The sequence below is a fragment of the Streptomyces sp. NPDC048825 genome, assembly GCF_043198355.1.
Classification (GTDB): Bacteria; Actinomycetota; Actinomycetes; order Streptomycetales; family Streptomycetaceae; genus Streptomyces; species Streptomyces xiangluensis.
Genome location: NZ_JBICUR010000002.1, coordinates 413,678 through 435,606 on the forward strand (window position 1 = coordinate 413,678; position 21,929 = coordinate 435,606).

A 21,929-nucleotide genomic window follows, 5' to 3' on the forward strand; every position below is an offset into this window, starting at 1 on the left:
GGCAGGGAGGGGCCATGTCGCCCACAGTTCACCTGGGTGATAGGGATGGTTCATTTGAGGTGGCGGAAACGGACGCGTTCAGGCCGGACCGTGGGAGCGTGGGGTACGCGAGCCCCTCGGAATCCCGACGGGGAATCGTGCATGGGGAACCGTGTACGGGGATCCGTGTACGGGAGCCGGAAGCAGACGTAAGAGAGGGACATCCTGATGCGCGACGCGTACCACGAGGAACTTGACTCGATCGGCGAGGGCCTGGTCGAGATGGCCCGGCTCGTCGGGTCGGCGATCGGGCGCGCCACGACGGCGATGCTCGACTCCGATCTGAAGCTGGCGGAGACCGTGATCGCGGGCGACCAGAAGGTCGACGATCTCCAGCACGAGCTCGAGGCGCGGGCGATAGCCCTGCTGGCACGGCAGCAGCCGGTGGCGACGGACCTGCGGATCGTGGTCACGTCGCTGAGGATGAGCGCGGACCTCGAACGCTCCGGTGACCTCGCCCAGCATGTCGCGAAGCTCGCCCGCCTCCGCTTCCCGGAGCGCACGGTCCCGCACGACCTGCACGCCACGATCCTGGAGATGGGCCAGCTCGCGCAGCGCCTGATGGCGAAGGCGGCGGAGGTCATCGTCACGAAGGACGTCGACCTCGCGCTCCAGTTGGAGCAGGACGACGACGCGATGGACACGTTGCACCGCGCCCTTTTCCAGCACCTCATGGACGACCGCTGGAAGCACGGCATCGAGACGGCCGTCGACGTCACGCTGCTGGGCCGCTACTACGAGCGCTTCGCGGACCATGCGGTGTCGGTGGCGAACCGGGTGGTGTACCTGGTGACGGGGGAGCACGCGGACGAGATTCAGTCTGCGACGGGGGTCGAGGGGGCGTAAGCGCTCCGCTGCGGGGCGTACGGGTCGGGTTGCGAGGGCGTGCAGATCCGTTGCGAGGGCGTGCGGGTCTGTTGCGAGGGCGTGCGGGCTTCGTGGTCGGTGCCTGGGAGCCTCCGTGCGCCGTTGCCGCGCCGGACGGTGGGGGCCTGCAATGGGCGCAGGCACCAAGCCTTCGAGGAGGGACCATGGCCGAATCCCCCACCACCCCCGACCCCACCCGGGATCGCGAGACCGAGCAGCCCGCCGAGATCATCAGCCTCCCGATCGTCGCCGCCTGTGGCTGCGGGGCGGGCTGCAAGTGCGGCTGCCAGTCGGGCAGTCCTTGCCAGTGCGGTTGAGTTCGTAGGGCTTTAGGGATTGTTGGACTTGTACGACGGCTCGGGGCCCGAGTCGTCGTACAGCCGCGCCATACGGCTCGCTGTGAGCGGTCGCCCGCGCGGCCATACGGGCGCAGCATGGAGGAAAGGGGGTCGGCGAACTCGTAAGCGCAAGGAGGTGCGAGGCCATGGCTCACTTCATGGACGTCCACCGCGGAATGAAGGGCATCACGGCCGAACAACTGAGGCAGGCTCACCAGGCGGACCTCGCCATAGAGCAGGAAGAGAACGTGCACTTCGAGAAGGCGTGGGCAGACCCCGAGTCCGGCACGGTCTACTGCCTCTCCGAGGCTCCCACTGCCGAAGCCGTCCAACGCATCCACGAACGCACCGGCCACAAGGCCGACGAGGTCCATCCGGTGCCGCTGGAGGTGTGAGGGGGGAGAACGGCCCTCTCGGGGTGCAGCTACCTGCACCCTCGATCCGGCAGAGCACTCCATGGTTCCGGCAAGCGGGCGACGGCATGGTTGAACCCAGCGAATACCAGAGGTTCACAGCTCTCGGCCGGAAGGAACTCCCATGAACTCGCTGCTGACCACAAAGCCGGGCACCACTCAGGACGACCTGATCACGACCCCCTGCGAGAGCGACCTCGGCCCGCTGCTCGCCGCCTGGGAACTGGCGCACCCCGCCGCCGCAGACCCCGAGTGGCGGCACCTCCTGGACGAGATGGCCCACCCCCACACCACCCAGGCGTTCCACCGCCTGGCCACCACCGCAGCTTGAGCCCGTACGTCCGGCGGGGCACCGCCCAGACCGACATCAAGTGTTGCTGTGGCTCGAACGCAAGAGGCCCCGGAGCGATCCGGGGCCTCTCAGCTGCTGAGGTTCCATGCCACCACCTCCCCTGGACGCTCCAGCAAGTTACTAACATTGATGTTGGTAACTTCGTTGTTAGTATCTCCGTATCTCCTTGAGTGTGGCGACGTGTGGAGGAACACCGCCGTGGGCGACTTCATGGGCAGGACGCGCGAACTCGAGACACTGGACCGTGAGTTGGGCAAGGTGGCAGCGGGTCTCGACGGGGAACGGCCCGGACGGTGCGTGATGCTCCGGGGGCGCCGCCGCGTGGGGAAGTCACGGCTGGTCGAGCGGTTTGCCGAGCGGTCAGGCGCGCCTTTTCTCTTCTACGCCGCCACCGGAGCGTCACCGAGGGCTGATCTCGAGCGTCTCAGTCAGGACGCGCAGTCATCGAACCTTCCGCTGGCCGGCCTGTTGGCCTCGGCCCGCCCGGAAAGCTGGGATGCAGCCTTCGACGTGCTGGCGGCGGCTCTGCCGCATGACCGGGCAAGCGTGGTGGTCATGGACGAAGTGCCCTACTTGATGGATGCGGAGGGTGCGTTCGAGGGCACGTTGCAGCGGGCCTGGGACAGGGCGCTGGAGACCAAGCCGGTTCTGCTGATCCTCATCGGCTCGGACCTGTCGATGATGGAGGCGCTGAACAGCTATGGCCGTCCGTTCCACCAGCGCGGACGGGAGATGGTGCTCGGTCCTCTCAATCCGGCCGAGGTGGGCGGAATGCTGGGCCTCGATGCAGCCTCGGCATTCGACGCGGCACTGATCACCGGCGGGCTGCCCTTGATCTGCGCGGAGTGGCCGCACGGCGCCGGGATGGGGGATTTCCTGTCCGCGGCCCTCAGCGATCCGGTATCAGCCCTGCTGGTCTCGGCGGAGCGGTCACTTGCCGCGGAGTTCCCGCAGCAGGTGCAGGCGCGCGCGGTGCTGTCGGCGATCGGCAGCGGGGAGCGGACCTTCACCAACATCGCCCGAGCAGCCGGCGGCCTCGGAGCGACCCCCCTCCAACGCTCGCTGGGGGTACTCACGGACAAGAGGGTGATCGCGGCCGAACTCCCGGTGTCCACACGCCCCTCGAAGGACCGCCGCTACCGGGTCGCGGATCCCTACCTCCGCTTCTGGCTGCGGTTCCTCGGCCCGGCAATGGAGGAGGTCGAACGAGGCCGGGGAGACCTGACGCTGGGCCGCATCCGCGAGAACTGGACCAGTTGGCGCGGCCGGGCCGTCGAACCCCTCGTACGTGAGGCCCTGGCGCGCCTGCTGCCGGATGCGAAGCTGCCCGCAGCACCCGCAATCGGCGCCTACTGGACCCGCACCAACGACGTGGAGATCGACATCGTGGGAGCCGACCGCGGGCCCGTTGCCAAGGAGTTGCTGTTCGTCGGCTCGGTGAAGTGGCTGGAGAATTCCCCCTTCGACCGCCACGATCTCGCCGCGCTGCACCACCACCGCGCGGCACTCACGCCCGACCCGGTGCCCGTGGTCGCGGTATCGCGCAGCGGAACCGACTGCAAGGGGCTCGATGCCGCATACGGGCCGACGGATCTTCTCGCCGCGTGGCCTTCCTGACCAGGCAGAACGGCAGGATGGTAGACGAAGGCCCCGATCTGCACCGTAAGCGCAGGTCAGGGGCCTGATCGTCATACCTACTTCTTCTTGCCCTGGGTCTGGCGGGCCCGTTTTTCCGCCCTGGTCAGCGGGGTGCAAACCCCAACTGACCTGCGGTCGGGCCGCACGTTCCTCGGGCCCGCGTTGCCGCGAGAGGCCTACCTTCTCCGCAGCTTGGAGTAGCTCAACGTATGCCTGACGCCTCCTGTCCTCGGCTTGGGAACGCCTTTGCTCATCAAGCGTGGCCTGGACGGTGTGAAGCAACGCCTCGGCCTGACGGTTGCCAGCGTGCCTTGCAGCAGCAGCCTGTCTGTGGCCAGCGCTCCGCTGATGGGGCTCCTTGAAAATCCCCAACCCCTGCTCGGGGTGCCATCAGACCTGCTCGACGGATCTCCCCACCCATTCCGGGCCTGTCCTGGGACGGGACACCAATGGCGAGGGACCGCCCGATAGCCCTTCAGGGTCCGGGTGGTGTGTAGTTGCACATGCCGTAGCGGCATGTGGTGTCGTCGAGGGCACCACAGCACGAAAGGCCCTGTCTGCGATGTACCCCTTCGTCACGCCTCCCCGCGAGGTCAAGATCGGCGATGCCGCCGCCTTCGCCGGAACCACCCCGCGCGCCATTCGTCACTACCACCAGATCGGTCTGCTGCCGGAGCCCGAGCGAGGCGGAGACGGACGCCGCCGCTACGGCTACGACGACATGATCCGCCTGCTGTGGATCCGCAAGATGTCCGAGGCCGGCATCAGCCTGGACGACATGCGGGCCGCCTTCGACGAAGCCCGGGACGTTGAGGACGTCCTGGGCCGGCTGGAGGAGACCCTGGCCGCCCAGGAGGCCGACATCAAGCGTCAGCGCGCGGCAGTCCAGCGCCTGCGGGGCGTGGGCAGCCCACTGGGCCTGCTCTCCCCGTTGGTCACGGACCGGCTCAGCCACCTGCCCTCTGGCGCACTGCGCCCCTCCGACCTGGACGCCCTGCTGGTCACGGAACGGATCTTCGGGCCGCTGGGCGCCGCAATTCAGGCCAGCGTGTTCATCACCCTGGCGACCCATCCCGACCTACGGGCCGAGGCAGACCGCCTCGACGCGGCCGACGCCGCCCTCGATGACACCGTCGACCCCCACGACCCGCAGGTCGAGGAACTCGCCGCGCAGCACTGCGCCCACCACAAGGCCCTGGAACAGGCCATGGAAGCGGCCGGAATGGACGAGGCCGACGAGAAGCTCTTCGAGATCTACGACGCCGAGGCGAGCGACGAGGAGGACACCCAGATGAGTGCCTTCGAAGCGATAACCAAGATGCCCTACGGCTTCTCCGCGGCACATACACGGTGCATGGAACTCACGGCACGGCTCCTTTACGGGGACCTCTCCGCAGGCAGCTGATCGCTGGTGTGACCGTGCGTGAGGATCTCGGATTGGCCACCGACACGAAGCCAGCGTCTCGACGTCTCGACACGGCCGGCACACTCCACGAGCGGGAAACCCAAGCCGACGACCCGGGCCACGCTCCTTGAAACTCCCCACTTCGTTGAACACCAGAGCGAGTGATGCGAGGAGCATCCCTGGCCGTTTTCAAGAATCCCCATCACCGCGTGAACCAACCGGTGACGATGCTGCCTGCAAGTGCCGACCCCGCTGCGATAAGTGCGATCTCCAAGTCACTCATGACGAGTCACTGACGCCCGTACAGACTGTGCTCCGCCGATCACGCACCCAGTGCCTATGCTCGGCTACCGACTGCTGCCGCACCTGTGTTTGCGCTGCCTCCAGCGTCTTCGCAGCTCCTACGCGGGCGCCGTAGGCGGTAGCAAGCCCGCCGACTCCCGCCCCGACCAGTCCGGCTATCCCCGCAAGAAGTCCTGCGATTCCCTGATCCATGTATGGGATTGTTGCGGCTGCTCGGTTTCGCGTGGCTTATGGGCGCCCGTGCTGCGAGCCCTATCGGCCTGGCCCGACGCGTCTCTCGACCGCTCAGGCGTCACTCTGGGTGGCTATGACGCCCACGAACGGCCCCACGAAGGCGACTCGACCTGGCCCCACTCTGTGAAGATCGATAACGGGGGCCACCGCTTCACGGGCCCAGGCCGTATCGGGCCGTCCCGGCGGGGCTACTGAACGCCGTTGCAGCCAGAGCTGTGTGTCGGTGCGCGCGGGGAACCTGCTCGGTTCTGCCGTAGGTATCGGCTACTCTGCCGCTTTCGGGCTTCGAGCGCTGTTGGGGGTGGCTGTGCGTTCGTGGATCACCGAGCTGGTCGGCGGGCTGAGGCCATGGCAGCGTGGGGTGCTCGTCGTGTCCCTGTGCACCCTCGCGCTTTCACTATGGTTCGCCGCGGGGAACACGGACCGGTATCTCAATGGGCAGACAGCCGTGACGGAAGGGTACGTCTACTGCGAGTCGGACTGGTCATGCCGAGGCGAGTGGACGCTAGCAGACGGAAGCTGGGGCCAGGGCAGCATCGACGGCCTGAACTGGTACCACGACGAGGAGGCCATAGACAACATCCCGCTGTTCGGTGGTCGCGACTGGGCGGTCACCGATCGCGAGACTCTGCTCCGCCACGCGCTGGCCGAATACACGGTGGCGCTGGCCGGCGCGGCGCTCATCACATTGATCGCCTGGCGGCGCTCGAAGCGCAACCAGGACCCGCACGCGTCCATCTGGGCGTGACACAACGGCTCCCGTTGGTCGTCCGCCAACCCTGCTGCTCGGGGCATCTGGCACCGCCGTGCCCCCTTCCGCAAGACCATCCGAAGGACCGTCCGACTTGGCCGGCCCGCAGCCCGAATCTGGTCGTGTGTCGATGCTGGCCAAGCGCGTCCGAAGGGGCCACTGCAGGCCGTCACCGATCTTCACAAAGTGGGGCCAGGCCGAGCCGCCTTGGTGGGGCCGTTCGTGGGCGTCATAGCCACTCTGGGTTGCCCGATATGCCTCGTACTGAGTCCAGGCGCGTTCGAGCGTCTCGATAGCCGCATCAATGGCGCCGCACTCTTCGAGGTAATCAAGCTGGCCCTGCCTCCCCTTGCGTGAGGGCCAGTCAGGGTCAGCGGAGACGTCCCGCGCGAGATCCCCAGCCGTCGTTTCACCAGCTCGTAGCGTGGCTGGTTGCGGCCTGGATTCCAGACATCCCGCACCCCGCCGTGGTGTGCAAGGGCGAGCAGGGCACCGGCAAGTCCAAGGCCGCGCAGATGTTCATCAACCTCATCGACCCGTCCCCGGCCGCCAAGCGCAGCCAGCCGCGCGACGAAAAGGCGTGGTCGCGGCAGGCGTTCAGCTCGTGGGCGCTGTGCCTGGACAACGTCTCCACCATCCCGCCGTGGCTGTCGGACACCCTGTGCAAGGCGGTGACCGGTGACGGCGTGGTCGACCGCGCCCTGTACACCGATGACGACGTGGTCGTGCTCACCTTCAAGCGGGTGCTGGCGCTGACCACGATCGACGCGGGAGCTCTCGCCGGGGACCTGGCCGAACGCGTGTTGATGCTGGACTTGCAGCTCATCGACTCCGAACGGCGCCGCTCGGAAGAGGAGTTGGACGCCACCTTCGAGGCGGTACGGCCCGCCGTGCTCGGCGCCCTGTTCGACGTGCTGGCGTGCGTGCTCGCGGTGCTGCCCACGGTGCGGCTCGACTCCATGCCGCGCATGGCGGACTTCGCCCGCGTGCTGGCGGCCGTCGACCAGACGCAGGGCTGGCACACCCTGGATGACTACCTGGCCACCTCGGCGAACGTGGCCACGGACGCGATGGAGGGCGACCCGTTCGCCATGGCCATTGCCCACCTGGTCGAACAGGCGGGCACCTGGCAGGGCACCGCGGCCCAGTTGCTCGAAGCGCTGCCCGCGCCGCTGGTCCGGCCGCCGAACTGGCCCAAGGACGCCACCCGCGCGAGCGGACGCGTCAAGCGGCTCGCCCCGTTGCTGCGGTCCATCGGGATCACCGTGGACGACACGCAGCGTAGCCGTGACCGGCACCGACACCGACTCCTCGCGCTGTCCCGCGCACCCGACGAAGACGAGTCAGCGTCCGCACCCGACCAAGCCTCTCTTTGGCCGGAGGTGGCCCCCACGGGGCATGGCCAGAACCGATCCTGACCAGCACTGACGTAGCCGGAACACCCGCCGGGCCGGGCCGCACACCAGCGGCCCGGACACGTCGAAGCTGCGGACGCTACAGCCCTCCAACTCCCGCAGCGTCCACACCAGCGTCCGCACACCTCACCCCAACTGGCCTGCACAGATACGACCGTGCGGACGCTAGGGCGCTGCGGACGCTGAGATACGGCAAGGGGAGATCCTCGGGCTGTCCGTCGATGACATCGACTTCGACAGCGGCACTCTGCACGTGGTGCAGCAACTCAAGCTGAGCCTGAGCAAGGCCGTGTTCGCGCCCCCGAAGGGCGGCAAGCTCCGTGACGTACCTCTGCCCGATCCCGTGGCAGAGGCGCTACAGGAGCACATGAAGCGGTTCCCGCCTGTGGAGATCAAGCTCCCGTGGATGCGAGCGAACGGCCAGCCGGTGACCCGGCGGCTCATCTTCACGGGCCCGAACGGTGGGCACGTCTGGCGTACGTCGCTGAACGAAGACCACTGGAAGCCCGCGCTCGCCAAGGCCGGTGTCATCCCCAAGGCCAAGAGCCGCGAGCACGCCGCCGCCCGGGAGCACGGCATGCACGCGCTCCGGCACTTCTACGCGTCCGTGCTTCTGGACGCCGGAGAAAGCATCAAGGCCCTCGCGGAGTACCTCGGGCACTCCGATCCGGCGCTGACGCTGAAGGTGTACGCGCACCTCATGCCGAGCAGCCGGGACCGGGCTCGGAAAGCTCTCGGCAGGGCACTCAGGCCACAAGATCCCATGGGCTGAGGTTCCAGAGAGGTTCCAGGGCACGAAAATGCCTCCCATCTACGCCGTTCGCGCAGGTGGGAGGCATGATCGCCATTCCTACTTCTTCTTGCCCTGATTCTTGACCGCCTCGATCGCCGCCGCCGCGGCCTCCGGGTCGAGATACGTGCCGCCCGGGTTCACCGGCTTGAAGTCGGCGTCGAGTTCGTACGAGAGCGGGATGCCCGTCGGGATGTTCAGGCCCGCGATGTCCGCGTCCGAGATTCCGTCGAGGTGCTTGACGAGGGCGCGCAGCGAGTTGCCGTGGGCCGCCACCAGGACCGTGCGGCCGGTGAGGAGGTCGGGGACGATGCCGTCGAACCAGTACGGGAGCATGCGGACGACGACGTCCTTGAGGCACTCCGTCTGCGGGCGCAGCTCCGGCGGGAGGGTCGCGTATCGCGGGTCCTCGAACTGCGAGTACTCGGCGTCGCGGTCCAGCGGCGGCGGGGGCGTGTCGTACGAGCGGCGCCACAGCATGAACTGCTCCTCGCCGAACTCGGCGAGCGTCTGTGCCTTGTCCTTGCCCTGGAGCGCGCCGTAGTGGCGCTCGTTCAGGCGCCAGGTGCGGTGGACCGGGATCCACAGGCGGTCGGCGGCCTCCAGCGCGAGCTGCGCGGTGCGGATGGCGCGCTTCTGGAGGGAGGTGTGTACGACGTCGGGCAGCAGGCCGACGTCCTTGAGCAGCTCACCGCCGCGGACTGCCTCCTTCTCGCCCTTCTCGTTGAGGTTGACGTCCACCCAGCCGGTGAACAGGTTCTTCGCGTTCCATTCGCTCTCGCCGTGGCGGAGGAGGATCAGTTTGTACGGTGCGTCGGCCATGCTCCGAGCGTAATAGACGCCCTGAGGCCGTCGTGTGGCTGCCCGGCAGCCGGACAGTTGACGGCGTTCGCCAATTGGGTGGCCGGGCGGAGCGGCGCACTTGTAAGGTACACAAAGAGCCTAAGCCGCTTACATCCGGGGGATTCCGATGTCACGCGCCGCCATGAAACGCGCCGTCCGCGAATCCGTCTCCGGATTACCCCGCGCGTTCTGGTGGCTGTGGCTCAGCACGCTCGTCAATCGGCTCGGGGCCTTCGTCGCCACCTTCATGGCTCTGTATCTCACCCTCGACCGCGGCTACTCCGCCTCGTACGCCGGTCTCGTCGTCGCTCTCCACGGACTCGGCGGGGTCGTCTCCTCCATCGGCGCGGGGGTGATGACCGACCGGCTCGGGCGGCGGCCCACCCTTCTCGCCGCCCAGTCGTCGACGGCCGCGAGCGTCGCGCTGCTCGGCTTTGTGCATCACCCGGTCGCGATCGCCGCCGTCGCCTTCCTGGTCGGCGCGACCAGTAGCGCCTCCCGGCCCGCCGTGCAGGCGATGGTGGCCGACATCGTCCGGCCCGAGGACCGGGTGCGGGCCCTGTCCCTGAACTACTGGGCGATCAACCTCGGGTTCGCGATCTCGTCTATGGCTGCCGGGTTCATCGCCGAGTACAGCTATCTCGCCGGGTTCCTGATCGAGGCCGGGATGACGCTCGTCTGCGCGATCGTCGTCTTCGCCAAGTTGCCCGAGTCCAGACCCGTACGCACGGAGAAGGAGGCTGGGGAGGTGAGCCTCGGCACGGTTCTGCGCGACGGCCGGTTCATGGCCATGGTCGGGCTGTTCTTCCTCGTCGCGCTGATCTTCCAGCAGGGCATGGTGGGACTGCCGGTGGCGATGGGCCAGGCGGGGTTCGCGCCCGCCGACTACGGCATGGCGATCGCCATCAACGGTGTACTGATCGTCGTTCTCCAGGTCCCCGTCACCCGCTTCATCGAGCACCGGGATGCGGGGTGGCTGCTCGTCATCTCGTCCCTCGTCGCGGGGTACGGCTTCGGCCTCACCGCCTTCGCCGGGTCCGTCGGAGTCATCGCACTCACCGTGTGCGTCTGGTCCCTCGCCGAGATCGTCATCGCCCCCACCCAGATCGGCCTCGTCGTCCGCCTCTCCCCGCTGCACGGCCGGGGCCGCTACCAGGGCGTCTACGCATCGGCCTGGCCGGTGGCCAGCCTCGTGGCGCCGCTGATGGCGGGCGGAATCATCGACGGGTTCGGGACGGAGTGGCTGTGGGGGACGTGTGCGGTGGTGGGGACGGTGGCGGGTCTCGGGTACTGGGTGCTGATGCGCCGGTTGCCGGAGGAGGAGCCGGCGACGGGTCCCGCCGCGTCGCCGGCGAAGCCGGGGGTCAGTGCGGCGTGAGGCACTCAGGGCTTACGACCATGGGGCGCCCGTACACCGGCAGGGGCACCCCGCGGGTCAGACCACGGTCAGGCGTGCGGTGACGTGGGGCAGCCACGTGAAGGCCCTGCCAAGACGTACGGCGTCACGCCTTGCGAATGACAGCAGCTCGCACACCCACCCTCGGGCTGCTCTCCCGACCCCTGCTGAGCTCTGGACGCAGCCCTGGACGCCCGGCGCCCGGGACCCCTCCCCGCCCCAACCCTCCATAGTCCAGGGGCTGCTGGATGGCGGGTTGCGCCGGGTCGTCGGCGCTTACGAGAAGACGGGAAGGACCAGGGCTCATGGTCACTGAAGCGCCGGCGCGTATGCCGTTGAAGGTCAAGATCGCCGTGGTGACGGTGTGGATTCAGGCTGTCCTCAATGGCCTCGGCGGGTTCTTCATCCTGGTCGAGGTGAACGACCGGCTCGACCACAACCAGGAAGTCGACGGTCTGATGCGGCCGCTGGCATACGCCTCGATCATCCTGGCGCTCGTTCTGGTCACCTGCGCCGTGCTGGCGCGGAAGCGGTACGGCTGGGTGCGTAACACCGTGCTCGTCATCGAGGCGTTCGCGGTGCTCAGCGGACTGATCGGGCTGGCCGCCTCGGGCGGCGCCCCCTCCTTCGCCGCCGGCATCGCCTTCGCCATCGCGATCGCGTCCGGGTTCACCGGCGAGGGAGGGAAGTGGTTCGACCGCTGAGGGCCGGGATCGTCGCCAGGACCTCAGGGATGCATCCGGGCCCCCTTCACCACCTTGTCCACCCCGTTGCGCGGCCCGTACACCGCGAGGCCCACCAGGTCCAACTCCCCCGCGGCGACGGCCCGTACGGCCGCGCGGTTGTCACGGTCATTGCCTGTGGTGAACAGGTCGGACGTGAAGACCGAGCGGGGCAGGGCGCGGGTGAGGGCGCGACTGTGGGCTGCGGTGAGCGTCTCCTTGGAAGCCTCGAAGATCATCACGGGCTGGCGGATCATCGGGAGGTACGGGGTTCCGTCGGCGTCCTCGTACGGCTCCCCGATCACCTCGGGCAGTTTTGTCCCCAGGCCGCTGACCAGGAAGGCGGTCACATTCAGTCGCTGCCAGGACTCCAGGTCGTCCCGCAGCAGTACGGCGATCTTGGTCTCAAAGCGGTTGTCCATGAGACGAGACTGACGGCTGTCGTACGCCACGGTCTTGTACGTTTCTTGCATGGTGCCCCGACAGGAAGTGTCCGCCTGGCGCCCGCAGGTCCCGGGTGTCGTGGAGGTCTTCCACGCCCACTTCACCGAGTACGCGTACCCCATGCACGTACACGACGCGTGGACCCTGCTGATCGTCGACGACGGCGCCGTACGCTACGACCTCGACCGGCACGAGCACGGCACCCCGCACGACACCGTCACCCTGCTCCCGCCGCATGTGCCGCACAACGGCTCCCCCGCGACCCCGCACGGCTTCCGCAAGCGCGTCATCTACCTGGACGCGACCCAGCTCGACGAGAGCTTCATCGGCCCGGCGGTGGACGGCCCGGACCTGGCGGACCCCGTACTGCGCACCCGAGTCGGCCAACTGCACTCGGCCCTGCGGCATCCCGGTGACGAACTGGAGGCCGCGAGCCGGCTCGCACTCATCGGCGAGCGGCTGCGCGGGCACTTGCGGCCCAGGCTGACCGGGGAACGGCCGCCGCCGGACCACGGCGTCGCGCACACCTTGCGCGAACTCCTCGACGCCCGCCTCGTTCCGGGCATAGCCCTGGACGAGGCCGCGCGGCTCGTGCATGCCCATCCGGCCCATCTGATACGGGCGTTCAGCGCGGCCTTCGGTATCGCCCCGCACCAGTACCTGATGTCCCGCCGGGTCGACCGCGCCCGCCGGCTGCTTCTCGACGGTCACCCTCCGAGCGAGGTGGCGACGGCGACCGGCTTCTACGACCAGTCCCATCTGACGCGGCATTTCAAGCGGTTGGTGGGTGCGACTCCGGGCCGGTACGCGCGTACTGCCTGATGCGGACCAGGCGTCAGTCGCCGCGCGGCTTCGTGAGATGCGCGAACGCGTCCAGGTTGCGTGTCGATTCGCCGCGCGACACCCGCCAGGCGTACTCCTTGCGGATCGCGGACGCGAAACCGAGCTCCAGGAGTGTGTTGAAACTGCCGTCGGCGGCCTCCAGGACCGAGCCGAGCAGCCGGTCGATCTCCTCGGGTGTGGCGGCGGCCAGCGGGAGTTTGCCGGTCACGTAGACGTCGCCGAGCGGGTCGACGGCGTAACTGACGCCATAGAGCTTGAGGTTGCGCTCCAGGAGCCAGCGGTGGACACCGGACTCGTTCTCGTCGGGGTGCCGGATGACGAAGGCGTTGAGGGAGAGGGAGTGTCTGCCGACGATCAGTGACACCGTCGTGGACAGCTTCCGGGTGCCGGGGAGCTTCACCACGTAATTGCCGGGTTCGGGGCTCTCCCACTCAAGCTCGGCGTCCTTGAGGACGCCCTCGACGACCTGTGCGGCCTGCCGTACGTCAGCCATGGTGGGAGCGTACGCGACGGCGGTGGTCGTGGACCGCCGCCGTGTAGACGTCCGCCGTGGCCGAGGCCGCGGTGTTCCAGCCGAAGGACTTGGCGTGCCGGGCGGCGGCCGCGCCCATCCGCTCCGGGAGCGCGGGGTTGTCGGCGAAATCGCGCAGCACGCGCGCGTAGTCGACGGGATCGTGGCCGGGGACCAAAAAGCCGGTCTCCTTGTTGCGTACGGCGACGGGGAGTCCGCCCACCGCGGCCGCGAGCACCGGAGTGCCGGTCGCCTGCGCCTCTATGGCGACGAGCCCGAACGACTCACTGTAGGAGGGCATCACCAGAACGGACGCGGCCCGGAACCAGTCCGCGAGCTTGTCCTGGCCGACGGGCGGGCGGAACCAGACGACGTCGGCTATGCCCAGGCGGGCGGCGAGTTTCTGCAGGCCCTCGGGCTTGGCGAGGCCGCTGCCGCTCGGTCCGCCCACTACAGGGACGACGATTTTCGAGCGGAGCTCGGGGCGCTCCTCAAGGAGTACGGCTACCGCGCGCAGCAGTACGTCAGGGGCCTTCAGGGGCTGGATGCGGCCCGCGAACAGGGGGATCAGGGCGTCCTGCGGGAGGCCGAGGCGGGCGCGGGCGGCGGCGCGGCCGTCGGCGGGGCGGAAGCGGTCGAGGTTCACGCCGGGGTGGACGACCGCGACCTTGCCAGGGTCGGCGTCGTAGTGGCGTACGAGCTCGTCGGCCTCTTCGGAGGTGTTGGCGATGAGGCGGTCGGCTGCGCGGACGATCTGGGTCTCGCCGATGACGCGGGCGGTCGGCTCGGGGGTGTCGCCATCGGCCAGGGCGGCGTTCTTGACCTTCGCCATGGTGTGCATCGCGTGCACCAGGGGGGCGCCCCAGCGTTCGGCGGCCAGCCAGCCGACGTGACCGGAGAGCCAGTAGTGCGAGTGCACCAGGTCGTAGTAGCCGGGGCGGTGGCCGGCCCAGGCCTGCATCACGCCATGCGTGAAGGCGCACAGCTGGGCAGGCAGGTCCTCTTTGGCGAGGCCTTCGTAGGGGCCGGCGTCGACGTGGCGTACGAGGACGCCGGGCGCGAGTTCCACGGTGGGCGGCAGGCCTCCGGTGGTCGCGCGCGTGAAGATCTCGACCTCGATGTTGATCGCGGCGAGGCGCTGGGCCAGCTCCACGATGTAGACGTTCATGCCGCCGGCGTCGCCCGTGCCGGGCTGGTGCAGTGGCGAGGTGTGCACGGAGAGCATCGCGACGCGGCGTGGCCTGCGGTGCAGCCTGAGCCTCGAGGGTGCCGCCGGGGAGCGGCGCCCGAGCCTGCTCACGTACTGGCTCACGTGGCGTTCCTCCTTGCTGCGGGCATGCCGGACCGGAGGGCCTGGAGTGCCCTCCAATGCCGGAACACCGGAGCGCCCTGCTCCATTTCCTCTTTACCGAATCATTGCCGAATCTCGCTCAACCGTTCGAGACCGCCGTGCGTAGAGGGGTTGGCAGAGGGATAGCAGCTGCACCAGGGGCTTGCTGTCAGAGCCGCCCCCTACCCTCGTACGCATGACATCCCGCGCAGCGGCCCTCCCCCCGTCTCGGCTTCGGTCGAGCAGGGGGACCCCCATCCTGGGAACGGTGACGCGCGGAACCACCAACCCCAACCGCCTGCGGCGCATGGACCGCTGGATCGCCGCGGTGCACGGCGCCGAACTGCGCCGGGCCGGCGACGCGGTGGTGGTCGACCTCGGTTACGGAGCCGCACCATGGACCCCGGTGGAGCTCCTCCAGCGGCTGCGCACCGTTGCTCCACGCGCGCGCGTGGTCGGGGTCGAGATCGATCCGGCCCGGGTCGCGGCGGCACGGCCGTACGAGCGCGACGGGCTCACCTTCCGGCACGGCGGCTTCGAGATCCCGCTCCCGGAGCGGCCCTCGCTGATCCGCGCGGCGAACGTGTTGCGCCAGTACGAGGAGGCGGAGGTGGCCGAGGTCTGGGCGCGGCTGTGCGCCCGCCTCGCGCCGGCGTGCACCAACTCGCGCGGCGGGCTTCTCGTCGAGGGCACCTGCGACGAGATCGGCCGACGGCACGTCTGGGTCGCGCTCGGCGCAGAGGGCCCGCGCACCGTCACGTTCGCCACCCGCCTCGGCTCCCTGGACCGCCCCTCCGACCTCGCCGAACGCCTCCCCAAGGCACTCATCCACCGCAACGTCCCCGGCGAACCGGTGCACGCTTTCCTGCGCGACTTCGACCGCGCCTGGGCGGCAGCAGCGCCCTACGCCTCGTACGGCGCCCGGCAGCGCTGGATACGCGCCGTACGCGACCTGACGGCCGACTGGCCGGTCACGGACGGTGTGACGCGCTGGCGGCAAGGCGAAGTGACCGTGCGGTGGGGAGCGTTGGCGCCACGCGGGTAGCCCCGGCTGCCATCCCGCGCCCCGCGCCCGCGCCGCGATCGGCATGCGGCGATCGGCACGCGGCGATGCGGCGATGCGGCGATGCGGCGATGCGGCGATGCGGCGATGCGGCGATGGAACGATCTCCGTGAGTCGTTCGTCACATGGGCGGGGAGATCATCGTCGAGTGGGCAGTGACCCGAGGGGAGTTGCCGAGTGCGCAGCGCCCTGACGGGAGTTGGGGGAGTTCGCGTCTGCCTCTGTCGAATTGCGGGACGCCGTGGCACCATCCCCCGAGGCATCCATAGGTTACTGACGGTTAATCAGTTTGGGGAGCGGAGTATGGGAGCGGGCAAGCGGAGCCTGACCACGGTGACCATGGCCCTGGCCTGCGCAGCGGCCATCCTGGCCGCGCCCGGGGTGGCGTACGCGAATCCGACACCGAGCCCGACGCCAACACCGACGCCGTCCTCAAAGCCCGCGAGCACCAAGGACCTCGAGGCGATCCGCAAGAAGCTGGACAAGCTCTACCACGACGCGGCGGTCGCCACGGACGCGTACAACGCGGCGGAGGAGAAGACCGAGAAGCAGTCCGCCCAGATCGTGGAGCTGGCCCGCGCGATCGTCGAGGGGCAGGAGAAGCTGGACAGGCTGAAGGACCGGGCGGGCGCGGCGGCCCGCGCCCAGTACCGCAGCGGCGGACTGCCGCCCGAGGCGCAGCTGATGCTCAGTGACGACCCGCAGGACTATCTGAACGGCGCGGGCCGGGCACGCCAGGGCGAGCAGGCGACCAAGGGCATGCTCGCCGAAATGGCCCGTACGCAGAAGGACTTGAAGCAGTACGCGAAGGACGCCTCCGCCCAGTGGAAGAAGCTGGAGGCCAACCGCAAGGCCAAGGCCGAGGCCAAGAAGAAGGTCACCCAGCAGATCGCCGCCGCCGAGAAACTCGAGTCAGAACTGGAGAAGGAAGAGAAGGAGAAGCTGGCCGAGCTGGAGCGGGAGGCTGCAGCCAAGGCGCAGACGGCCTGGCTGGATTCCGGCGTACTCGAGGACGTCAAGGGCGAGGCGACGGCCGCGGGCAAGAAGGCCGTGGAGTACGCGACGGAGCAGCTGGGCAAACCGTACGAATGGGGCGCCGAAGGCCCGATGACGTACGACTGCTCCGGGCTGACCTCGCAAGCGTGGGCGTCGGCCGGCCAGACCATCCCGCGCACATCGCAGGAGCAGTGGAAGCAGCTCGACCGCGTCGACATCAAGGACATGCGCCCGGGCGACCTCATCATCTACAACCCCGACGCCAGTCATGTGGCGATGTACATAGGCGACGGCGCGATCATCCACGCCCCCCGGCCGGGGCGGACAGTGACGATCGCGGGCGCGGGTTCGATGCCGATCCTGGGGGTCGTACGTCCGACTGCGTGAGGGACATACGGGATATGACGGATATGAAGGTGCGAACGGCGCCTGCCGCACCCACTCCCGTAACGCCTGACACGTGACGCACCCCAAGTGACGTGCAGCACGTTCGGCGGCCCCAATCAACCCCGGCAACGTGACGTTCGTCATTACCGGGAGAGCCGACCGATGTCCAATTCCGTTAGGGGATGCGGCATATGACAGGGGCTGTTTTACGTACCGATCGCTTTACGCCATTCCTTTGTGGCCGCAGCTGACGCTATGGTCCCCGTCGGTGGGCGAGACCCCTTGTCCCACCGTGCCCTCGGGGGGAGGGAAGGAACCAAGACGATGCCCGTACCCGTACCGCGGCAGAGAGCGATCCCGGCCGTGGAAGGTGGTCAGGCTCGCGCCGCCTCCAAAGTCGGCGCCACGGCTGACACCGCGTCCGCACCAGGCGCCCCGGCCGGCCAGGCTCCACCCTCGACCATGCGAGGTGCCGGCGACTTGGCCGGCAGCACCTCGCTGATGCTGCTCGTGATCGAGGACGACCCGGCCGGTTCGCTGAGCGTGCCCGAACTGCTCGACTCGGCAGGCAAGCCGATCCGGGTCCGTACCGCCCGCAATCTCACCGAGGCCGGGCGGCTGCTCACCGACGACGTCCACTGCATACTGCTCGACCTCGCGCTGCCGGCGCCCGGCCGGGCCGCCGAGGGCGACGACGAGCTGGCCACGCTCAAGCACGTACTGCGGCTCGCGCCCCGGCACGCCGTCCTCGCGCTCACCGCGTCCGGGGACGCCGAGCGCGGCGCGGAGGCGGTGCGCGTCGGCGCCCAGGACTACCTCTTCCGCGACGAGCTGGACGGCCGGCTGCTCAGCCGCGCGATCCGGTACGCGGTGGAACGCAAACGGTCGGACACAGCCGAGCGGAAGCTCGCCGAGGGCCGGGTTCGCGCCCAGGAGAACCGCCGCCTGCACCGCGGCCTGCTGCCCACGCCCCTCCTGGAGGGCTCCTCGCTGCGGTTCGCCGCGCGCTACCGGCCCGGCCGCTCGCGGGCACTGCTCGGCGGCGACTTCTACGACACCGTGCGCACCCCGGACGGCACCGTGCACGCCATGATCGGCGACGTCTGCGGGCACGGCCCCGACGAGGCGGCGCTCGGCGTGGAGCTGCGCATCGCCTGGCGCGCGCTCACGCTGGCCGGCCTATGCGGCGACGAACTGCTCGGCACGCTCCAGCAGGTCCTGGAGCACGAGCGCGACAGCGACGAGATCTTCGCGACGCTCTGCACGGTGGACATCGCACCGGACGGCCGCCGCGCCGGCCTGTGCCTGGCCGGACACCCCACCCCGCTGATCGCCCGCGCCGGCCACGTCGCCGAACTGCTCCCGTACGAGAGCGGCGGCCCGGCGCTCGGCCTGCTGCCGAACGCCCGCTGGCCGCGCCGGCAGGTGGAGCTGGGCGGTGCGTGGAGCCTGATGCTCTACACGGACGGCCTGATAGAGGGACGGATCGGCGCGGGCAAGGAGCGGCTGGGACAGGAGGGGATGGTCGACATGGTCCGCCGCCAGCTGGCACAGGGCCTGAGCGGCGAGGAACTCCTGAGAGCGGCCGTGAACGAGGTCCGGGACCTCAACGGCGGAGAGCTGACGGACGACGTGGCGGTACTGCTGCTGGAGCGCCTGCCGTAAACCCCGTACGCGTGTGTCAGCGTCCGCCGTTATAAGGCCCGTACGGACCGTCGCTGCTGCTGCCACCGCGACGGCCGCCGCCGCCGCCCGAGACCTGCTTGAGCGCGGGACGTACGTCCACGAAGAAGACGATCGTGGCGATGAGCCCGGCGATCTGCAGGAACAGGATCGGCACCAGCAGGTTCACGGCCACCGTGACGCCGAGCATGATCATCCAGAACATCTTGTTCTGCTTGTCCGCGGCGCGGTACGCGTCGTCGCGGGCCATCGCCGCCATCACCAGCGCCACCACGGCGAGCACCAGCATGCCGAGGAAGAGCAGCGACATGAAGCCGCCGAATGCCGTCATCAACACTGTGCCCACCACCCGAGTCGAGTCGTCTCTACGCCGTCACCGTACCCGGAGAACGGGTCGGGGACTCCGATAGTGCCCGGAGTCCCCGACGGTTCTTGCTCTGGTGAATCTCTGTTTACGCCTTCCACGCCTGCTTACTTGGTGGGCGGCGTGGGCTTCTTGGCCGGGGCCTTGCGGGCGGCCGGGGCCTTCTTGGCCGGGGCCGGCTTCTTCGCCGCGGCGGGCTCGGACTTGGCCTCGGCGGGCTTCGCGTCCTTGACCTCGGAAACCGCAGCCGGCTCCGGCTTCGGCTCGACGGCGACCGCCAGGTCCTCGATCTCCTCGGCGGCCTCGCCGCGCCAGGTCTTCACGGTCTGCTCGCCGTGCTCGGCGACCTTCTCGTAGGTCTCGCGCGCCTTCACGGCGTACTCGGCGGCCACGCCGACGCTGCGCAGGGCGAAGTCCTGAGCGGTCTCACCGATCTTCTTCAGGTCGGTGTCGAGCGTGCTGATGAACTCCGTGACCTTGCCCTGAAGGGTCTCCTGCGCCTCCTTGGCGCGGGTGGTGGCCTTCTCCTGGACGGCGTTCGGGTCGATGTGCCGGACGGACTCGATACGGGACGGGGCCTCGGTGCGGATCTGCTCCACGATGCTGGGAACCTTCTTGGCCTGCTGGAAGGCCAGGTCGGCGGTGCCGGCGGCGAAGTAGAGCGGGGTCGGGTCGCTGAAGGTCTTGCGCAGGTCGTCGGTGATGGCCATGGCTATGGTCCTCCGGAAAGCTGTGTGAGTGAGGGTTTTAGGTAGGTCTACGGGTCTGAGGGTCTACGTGTCGTTCTGCTCGGCCCCGCTGCCGTCGGCCGTGCGGGCCCTGTCAACGGCTGTGACCCGACCATCCGTTACGCCCTGAGGGTCCAGATCATCCTGAACGTCCTGGATTTCCTCGACATCCTTGATCTCGAAGCCGTTCTCCTTGCGGAACGACTCGTAGATCTGGAGCAGCACCTGCTTCTGCCGCTCGCTGAGCGTCGGGTCGGCGATGATGACGGCTCGCGTCTCCACCTCGTCCCGGTCCCGCTCGGCGTCGAGGATCCCGGCCCGCACGTACAGCGTCTCGGCGGAGATCCGCAGGGCCTTGGCGACCTGCTGCAACACCTCCGCGCTCGGCTTGCGCAGCCCGCGCTCGATCTGGCTCAGATACGGATTGGACACCCCGGCGGCCTCGGCAAGCTGCCGCAGGCTCAACTGCGCATTGCGCCGCTGCTCCCGCAGATACTCACCAAGATTGCCGACGTTGAGGGTTGCCATGCCCCCACTTTGCCTCAGTCGTGCTAACTATTGCAAGCGCCTGCTTGCAATAGTGCGCTACGCCACTGTGAGCCGCTGAGCCTGAGCACGATAGGTGTCGTATTTGCAGGACATCTGTCGTCATCCCCGTCCGGTCCCCTGGTGCGGGTGCTTGTCCTTTGACAGCGAAGTTAGTCGGGCCGAAGTCGCTGACCTGCGCGGACTAACTTCGCTGTCAACGCAGTCGCGTGACGCTTCCTTCGGCCCGAACCCCCTGGCCTGCGCCGACTGGGTTGGATGGCAAGGAACGTCATGTGGAAGACCAACCTCTTGCAGTGAACCCGCGCCGGCCGCCCGTGGCCCGGTGCGGGCCTTCCCCCTCTGCCGCAGCGACGTACCTCCCGGCAGCGGTAGTTCCGCGCGATAGCAGGCTCACGCGGCACGACGAGGTTTACGGCGCCGGTACGGCACCGATCTGCTGCATCACCCCGAGGAGGTCGGGCTGGCCGCGTTCGCCGACAATCCGGCCGTCGGCCAGGTAGTAGAAGTTCATGGCCTGCACCGAGATCTTGTTGCCGCTCGCCGGGATTCCGAAGAATTCACCGTCGTGGGTTCCCCGCATGGTGAACCGCGCGGCGACCGTGTCGCCTTCGGTGACCGTCTCCTCCAGCGTCCACTGGACATCCGGGAAGGCGCTGCGCATCATCCCAAGGACTTCCATGTACCCATCGGGCCCCCGCAGTGGTTCCGGGTGACTCGGTGCGTGGAACACCGCGTCCGGAGCAATGACCTCGCGAGCGAGACCCTCGTCGCCCGTGTTGATGAACTCCACGAAGCGGTTCATCACTGACTCGCTGGACAGCGGCGGCATCTTGCTGTGCCTCTTCCCAAGACGGTGGGTGGATACCTGGCAGCTTACATCGAAGCGATGTCCACATCGATTCGATGTAAGAGTGCGAAGATGGACTCATGCTGGAACTCGCGATACTCGGCTTCCTGGCCGAGGGACCCCTGCCTGGACACGAGCTGCGCCGCCGCGTCTCACAGCTGACCGGCTATACGCGGCCGGTCAGTGACGGCAGCCTGTATCCGGCGATCAATCGCCTGACCAGGGCGGGCTTGATCGAGCGGCGCGCCGACCCGGCCGCGGGGGCGGCCCGATACGTGCTCAGCCTGACCGCGGCCGGACGGGCCGACATGCTTCAGCGCCTGCGCAAGCCCGCCGACCACGAGATCACCGACTTCACCCGGTTCTACGTCATCCTGGCGTTCCTCTCCCACCTGCCCGACGTGGCCGAACAGCACGCGGTGCTGCGCAGACGGCTGGAGTTCCTGGAAGAACCGGCGAGCTTCTTCTACGACAACGAGCGGCCCGTGCGTGCCGAGGAGATCGCCGACCCCTACCGGCGGGGCATGCTGCTCACCGCCCGCGCCACCAGCCGCGCCGAACGGACTTGGCTGCGCGAGACCCTCGGAGAGAAGCCGCCCGCATTCGACACCGCATGCACCGACAGCGATCCACATGCGCCCGCCGCTCCCGCGAGCTGACGGCCCACGGAGGTACCCC

The 21,929-nt window shown here is 68.6% G+C and carries 23 protein-coding genes and 2 pseudogenes; 16 read left to right on the top strand and 9 right to left on the bottom strand.

Translation table 11 applies throughout. From position 1 onward, the window contains the following. The first annotated feature begins 207 nt into the window (after positions 1-207). The 7 genes from phoU to ACGFNK_RS07305 all read left to right on the top strand — a co-directional run bounded on the left by phoU (position 208) and on the right by ACGFNK_RS07305 (position 6,337). Positions 208-885: a phosphate signaling complex protein PhoU gene (gene phoU / locus ACGFNK_RS07275; RefSeq protein WP_386354496.1), complete on the top strand. Its 678-nt coding sequence runs from the start codon at positions 208-210 to the stop codon at positions 883-885. 185 nt (positions 886-1,070) lie between these two features. Then, positions 1,071-1,223, top strand: coding sequence for a hypothetical protein (locus ACGFNK_RS07280; RefSeq protein ID WP_393412801.1), 153 nt, complete (start codon positions 1,071-1,073; stop codon positions 1,221-1,223). Between the two features lie 167 nt (positions 1,224-1,390). Then, positions 1,391-1,639 carry an SCO4226 family nickel-binding protein gene (locus ACGFNK_RS07285; RefSeq protein ID WP_393412803.1) on the top strand — a complete coding sequence of 83 codons (249 nt, stop codon included), beginning with the start codon at positions 1,391-1,393 and terminating at the stop codon, positions 1,637-1,639. A 142-nt stretch (positions 1,640-1,781) separates the two neighbouring features. Further along, positions 1,782-1,988 (top strand): hypothetical protein, encoded by a 207-nt coding sequence (locus tag ACGFNK_RS07290; protein WP_393412805.1) that lies wholly within the window; start codon positions 1,782-1,784, stop codon positions 1,986-1,988. 219 nt (positions 1,989-2,207) lie between these two features. Further along, positions 2,208-3,626, top strand: a complete 1,419-nt coding sequence (locus ACGFNK_RS07295) for an ATP-binding protein (protein WP_393413279.1) — start codon at positions 2,208-2,210, stop codon at positions 3,624-3,626. Positions 3,627-4,209: 583 nt separating this feature from the next. After that, entirely contained in the window at positions 4,210-5,052 is an 843-nt protein-coding gene (locus ACGFNK_RS07300; RefSeq protein WP_393412807.1) for a MerR family transcriptional regulator, read from the top strand. A gap of 838 nt (positions 5,053-5,890) precedes the next feature. Further along, positions 5,891-6,337: a hypothetical protein gene (locus ACGFNK_RS07305; protein WP_393412809.1), complete on the top strand. Its 447-nt coding sequence runs from the start codon at positions 5,891-5,893 to the stop codon at positions 6,335-6,337. A gap of 321 nt (positions 6,338-6,658) precedes the next feature. Here the strand turns inward: ACGFNK_RS07305 and ACGFNK_RS07310 are convergent. Continuing rightward, a pseudogene (locus ACGFNK_RS07310) lies at positions 6,659-6,790 on the bottom strand (hypothetical protein); the annotation flags it as partial. A gap of 20 nt (positions 6,791-6,810) precedes the next feature. Between ACGFNK_RS07310 and ACGFNK_RS07315 the strand changes: the two are divergent. Then, the gene (locus ACGFNK_RS07315; RefSeq protein ID WP_393412811.1) at positions 6,811-7,758 is read left to right on the top strand and encodes a hypothetical protein; all 948 of its coding nucleotides are present in this window, start codon (positions 6,811-6,813) and stop codon (positions 7,756-7,758) included. Positions 7,759-7,930: 172 nt separating this feature from the next. Next, positions 7,931-8,527, top strand: a pseudogene (locus ACGFNK_RS07320) (tyrosine-type recombinase/integrase); the annotation flags it as partial. Positions 8,528-8,605: 78 nt separating this feature from the next. Here ACGFNK_RS07320 and ACGFNK_RS07325 read toward each other — a convergent pair. After that, a complete protein-coding gene (locus tag ACGFNK_RS07325; RefSeq protein WP_393412813.1) occupies positions 8,606-9,367 on the bottom strand; it encodes a phosphoglyceromutase in 762 nt (253 codons plus the stop codon). A gap of 148 nt (positions 9,368-9,515) precedes the next feature. Here ACGFNK_RS07325 and ACGFNK_RS07330 point away from each other — a divergent pair, with 148 nt between their 5' ends. Together ACGFNK_RS07330 and ACGFNK_RS07335 are read left to right on the top strand one after the other, a co-directional pair. Next, positions 9,516-10,766, top strand: a complete 1,251-nt coding sequence (locus tag ACGFNK_RS07330; protein ID WP_393412815.1) for an MDR family MFS transporter — start codon at positions 9,516-9,518, stop codon at positions 10,764-10,766. 323 nt (positions 10,767-11,089) lie between these two features. Continuing rightward, positions 11,090-11,488, top strand: coding sequence for a hypothetical protein (locus tag ACGFNK_RS07335; RefSeq protein ID WP_393412817.1), 399 nt, complete (start codon positions 11,090-11,092; stop codon positions 11,486-11,488). Positions 11,489-11,511: 23 nt separating this feature from the next. Here the strand turns inward: ACGFNK_RS07335 and ACGFNK_RS07340 are convergent, their stop codons facing one another. After that, on the bottom strand, positions 11,512-11,979 hold the full coding sequence (locus tag ACGFNK_RS07340; RefSeq protein ID WP_386342661.1) for a DUF2000 family protein: 468 nt from the start codon (positions 11,977-11,979) through the stop codon (positions 11,512-11,514). On the opposite strand from ACGFNK_RS07340, the gene ACGFNK_RS07345 reads away from it, so the two are divergent. Continuing rightward, the gene (locus ACGFNK_RS07345) at positions 11,978-12,772 is read left to right on the top strand and encodes an AraC family transcriptional regulator (RefSeq protein ID WP_393412819.1); all 795 of its coding nucleotides are present in this window, start codon (positions 11,978-11,980) and stop codon (positions 12,770-12,772) included. The genes ACGFNK_RS07340 and ACGFNK_RS07345 overlap by 2 nt on opposite strands. 13 nt (positions 12,773-12,785) lie before the next feature. Here the strand turns inward: ACGFNK_RS07345 and ACGFNK_RS07350 are convergent, their stop codons facing one another. Both ACGFNK_RS07350 and mshA read right to left on the bottom strand, forming a co-directional pair. After that, positions 12,786-13,286 (bottom strand): YbjN domain-containing protein, encoded by a 501-nt coding sequence (locus ACGFNK_RS07350; RefSeq protein ID WP_393412821.1) that lies wholly within the window; start codon positions 13,284-13,286, stop codon positions 12,786-12,788. Next, complete coding sequence (mshA, locus tag ACGFNK_RS07355; RefSeq protein WP_393412823.1) at positions 13,279-14,616, bottom strand: D-inositol-3-phosphate glycosyltransferase; 1,338 nt, start codon at positions 14,614-14,616, stop codon at positions 13,279-13,281. The genes ACGFNK_RS07350 and mshA overlap by 8 nt, the downstream gene beginning before the upstream one ends. 277 nt (positions 14,617-14,893) lie before the next feature. Between mshA and ACGFNK_RS07360 the strand changes: the two genes are divergently transcribed. The 3 genes from ACGFNK_RS07360 (at position 14,894) to ACGFNK_RS07370 (ending at position 18,745) form a co-directional block, all read left to right on the top strand. After that, positions 14,894-15,679, top strand: a complete 786-nt coding sequence (locus ACGFNK_RS07360; protein ID WP_393413281.1) for a class I SAM-dependent methyltransferase — start codon at positions 14,894-14,896, stop codon at positions 15,677-15,679. A 321-nt stretch (positions 15,680-16,000) separates the two neighbouring features. Beyond that, complete coding sequence (locus ACGFNK_RS07365) at positions 16,001-17,080, top strand: C40 family peptidase (protein WP_393412825.1); 1,080 nt, start codon at positions 16,001-16,003, stop codon at positions 17,078-17,080. A gap of 324 nt (positions 17,081-17,404) precedes the next feature. Beyond that, complete coding sequence (locus ACGFNK_RS07370) at positions 17,405-18,745, top strand: PP2C family protein-serine/threonine phosphatase (RefSeq protein ID WP_393412827.1); 1,341 nt, start codon at positions 17,405-17,407, stop codon at positions 18,743-18,745. Between the two features lie 16 nt (positions 18,746-18,761). Here the strand turns inward: ACGFNK_RS07370 and ACGFNK_RS07375 are convergent, their stop codons facing one another. The 4 genes from ACGFNK_RS07375 to ACGFNK_RS07390 form a co-directional block, all read right to left on the bottom strand. Next, positions 18,762-19,094, bottom strand: coding sequence for a DUF2516 family protein (locus ACGFNK_RS07375; RefSeq protein WP_393412829.1), 333 nt, complete (start codon positions 19,092-19,094; stop codon positions 18,762-18,764). Between the two features lie 140 nt (positions 19,095-19,234). Further along, positions 19,235-19,837 (bottom strand): hypothetical protein, encoded by a 603-nt coding sequence (locus ACGFNK_RS07380; protein WP_393412831.1) that lies wholly within the window; start codon positions 19,835-19,837, stop codon positions 19,235-19,237. 63 nt (positions 19,838-19,900) lie between these two features. Continuing rightward, complete coding sequence (locus tag ACGFNK_RS07385) at positions 19,901-20,383, bottom strand: helix-turn-helix domain-containing protein (protein WP_393412833.1); 483 nt, start codon at positions 20,381-20,383, stop codon at positions 19,901-19,903. Positions 20,384-20,813: 430 nt separating this feature from the next. Beyond that, positions 20,814-21,233, bottom strand: coding sequence for an ester cyclase (locus ACGFNK_RS07390; RefSeq protein ID WP_393412835.1), 420 nt, complete (start codon positions 21,231-21,233; stop codon positions 20,814-20,816). A 98-nt stretch (positions 21,234-21,331) separates the two neighbouring features. On the opposite strand from ACGFNK_RS07390, the gene ACGFNK_RS07395 reads away from it, so the two are divergent. Then, positions 21,332-21,910: a PadR family transcriptional regulator gene (locus ACGFNK_RS07395; RefSeq protein WP_393412837.1), complete on the top strand. Its 579-nt coding sequence runs from the start codon at positions 21,332-21,334 to the stop codon at positions 21,908-21,910. Positions 21,911-21,929 lie beyond the last annotated feature (19 nt).

Coding starts and splice junctions, on each gene's coding strand:
- phoU (WP_386354496.1), top strand. CDS start 208: ATGCGCGACGCGTACCACGAGGAACTTGACTCGATCGGCGAGGGCCTG.
- ACGFNK_RS07280 (WP_393412801.1), top strand. CDS start 1,071: ATGGCCGAATCCCCCACCACCCCCGACCCCACCCGGGATCGCGAGACC.
- ACGFNK_RS07285 (WP_393412803.1), top strand. CDS start 1,391: ATGGCTCACTTCATGGACGTCCACCGCGGAATGAAGGGCATCACGGCC.
- ACGFNK_RS07290 (WP_393412805.1), top strand. CDS start 1,782: ATGAACTCGCTGCTGACCACAAAGCCGGGCACCACTCAGGACGACCTG.
- ACGFNK_RS07300 (WP_393412807.1), top strand. CDS start 4,210: ATGTACCCCTTCGTCACGCCTCCCCGCGAGGTCAAGATCGGCGATGCC.
- ACGFNK_RS07325 (WP_393412813.1), bottom strand. CDS start 9,367: ATGGCCGACGCACCGTACAAACTGATCCTCCTCCGCCACGGCGAGAGC.
- ACGFNK_RS07330 (WP_393412815.1), top strand. CDS start 9,516: ATGTCACGCGCCGCCATGAAACGCGCCGTCCGCGAATCCGTCTCCGGA.
- ACGFNK_RS07335 (WP_393412817.1), top strand. CDS start 11,090: ATGGTCACTGAAGCGCCGGCGCGTATGCCGTTGAAGGTCAAGATCGCC.
- ACGFNK_RS07345 (WP_393412819.1), top strand. CDS start 11,978: ATGGTGCCCCGACAGGAAGTGTCCGCCTGGCGCCCGCAGGTCCCGGGT.
- ACGFNK_RS07340 (WP_386342661.1), bottom strand. CDS start 11,979: ATGCAAGAAACGTACAAGACCGTGGCGTACGACAGCCGTCAGTCTCGT.
- ACGFNK_RS07350 (WP_393412821.1), bottom strand. CDS start 13,286: ATGGCTGACGTACGGCAGGCCGCACAGGTCGTCGAGGGCGTCCTCAAG.
- ACGFNK_RS07365 (WP_393412825.1), top strand. CDS start 16,001: ATGGGAGCGGGCAAGCGGAGCCTGACCACGGTGACCATGGCCCTGGCC.
- ACGFNK_RS07370 (WP_393412827.1), top strand. CDS start 17,405: ATGCCCGTACCCGTACCGCGGCAGAGAGCGATCCCGGCCGTGGAAGGT.
- ACGFNK_RS07375 (WP_393412829.1), bottom strand. CDS start 19,094: ATGACGGCATTCGGCGGCTTCATGTCGCTGCTCTTCCTCGGCATGCTG.
- ACGFNK_RS07380 (WP_393412831.1), bottom strand. CDS start 19,837: ATGGCCATCACCGACGACCTGCGCAAGACCTTCAGCGACCCGACCCCG.
- ACGFNK_RS07385 (WP_393412833.1), bottom strand. CDS start 20,383: ATGGCAACCCTCAACGTCGGCAATCTTGGTGAGTATCTGCGGGAGCAG.
- ACGFNK_RS07390 (WP_393412835.1), bottom strand. CDS start 21,233: ATGCCGCCGCTGTCCAGCGAGTCAGTGATGAACCGCTTCGTGGAGTTC.
- ACGFNK_RS07395 (WP_393412837.1), top strand. CDS start 21,332: ATGCTGGAACTCGCGATACTCGGCTTCCTGGCCGAGGGACCCCTGCCT.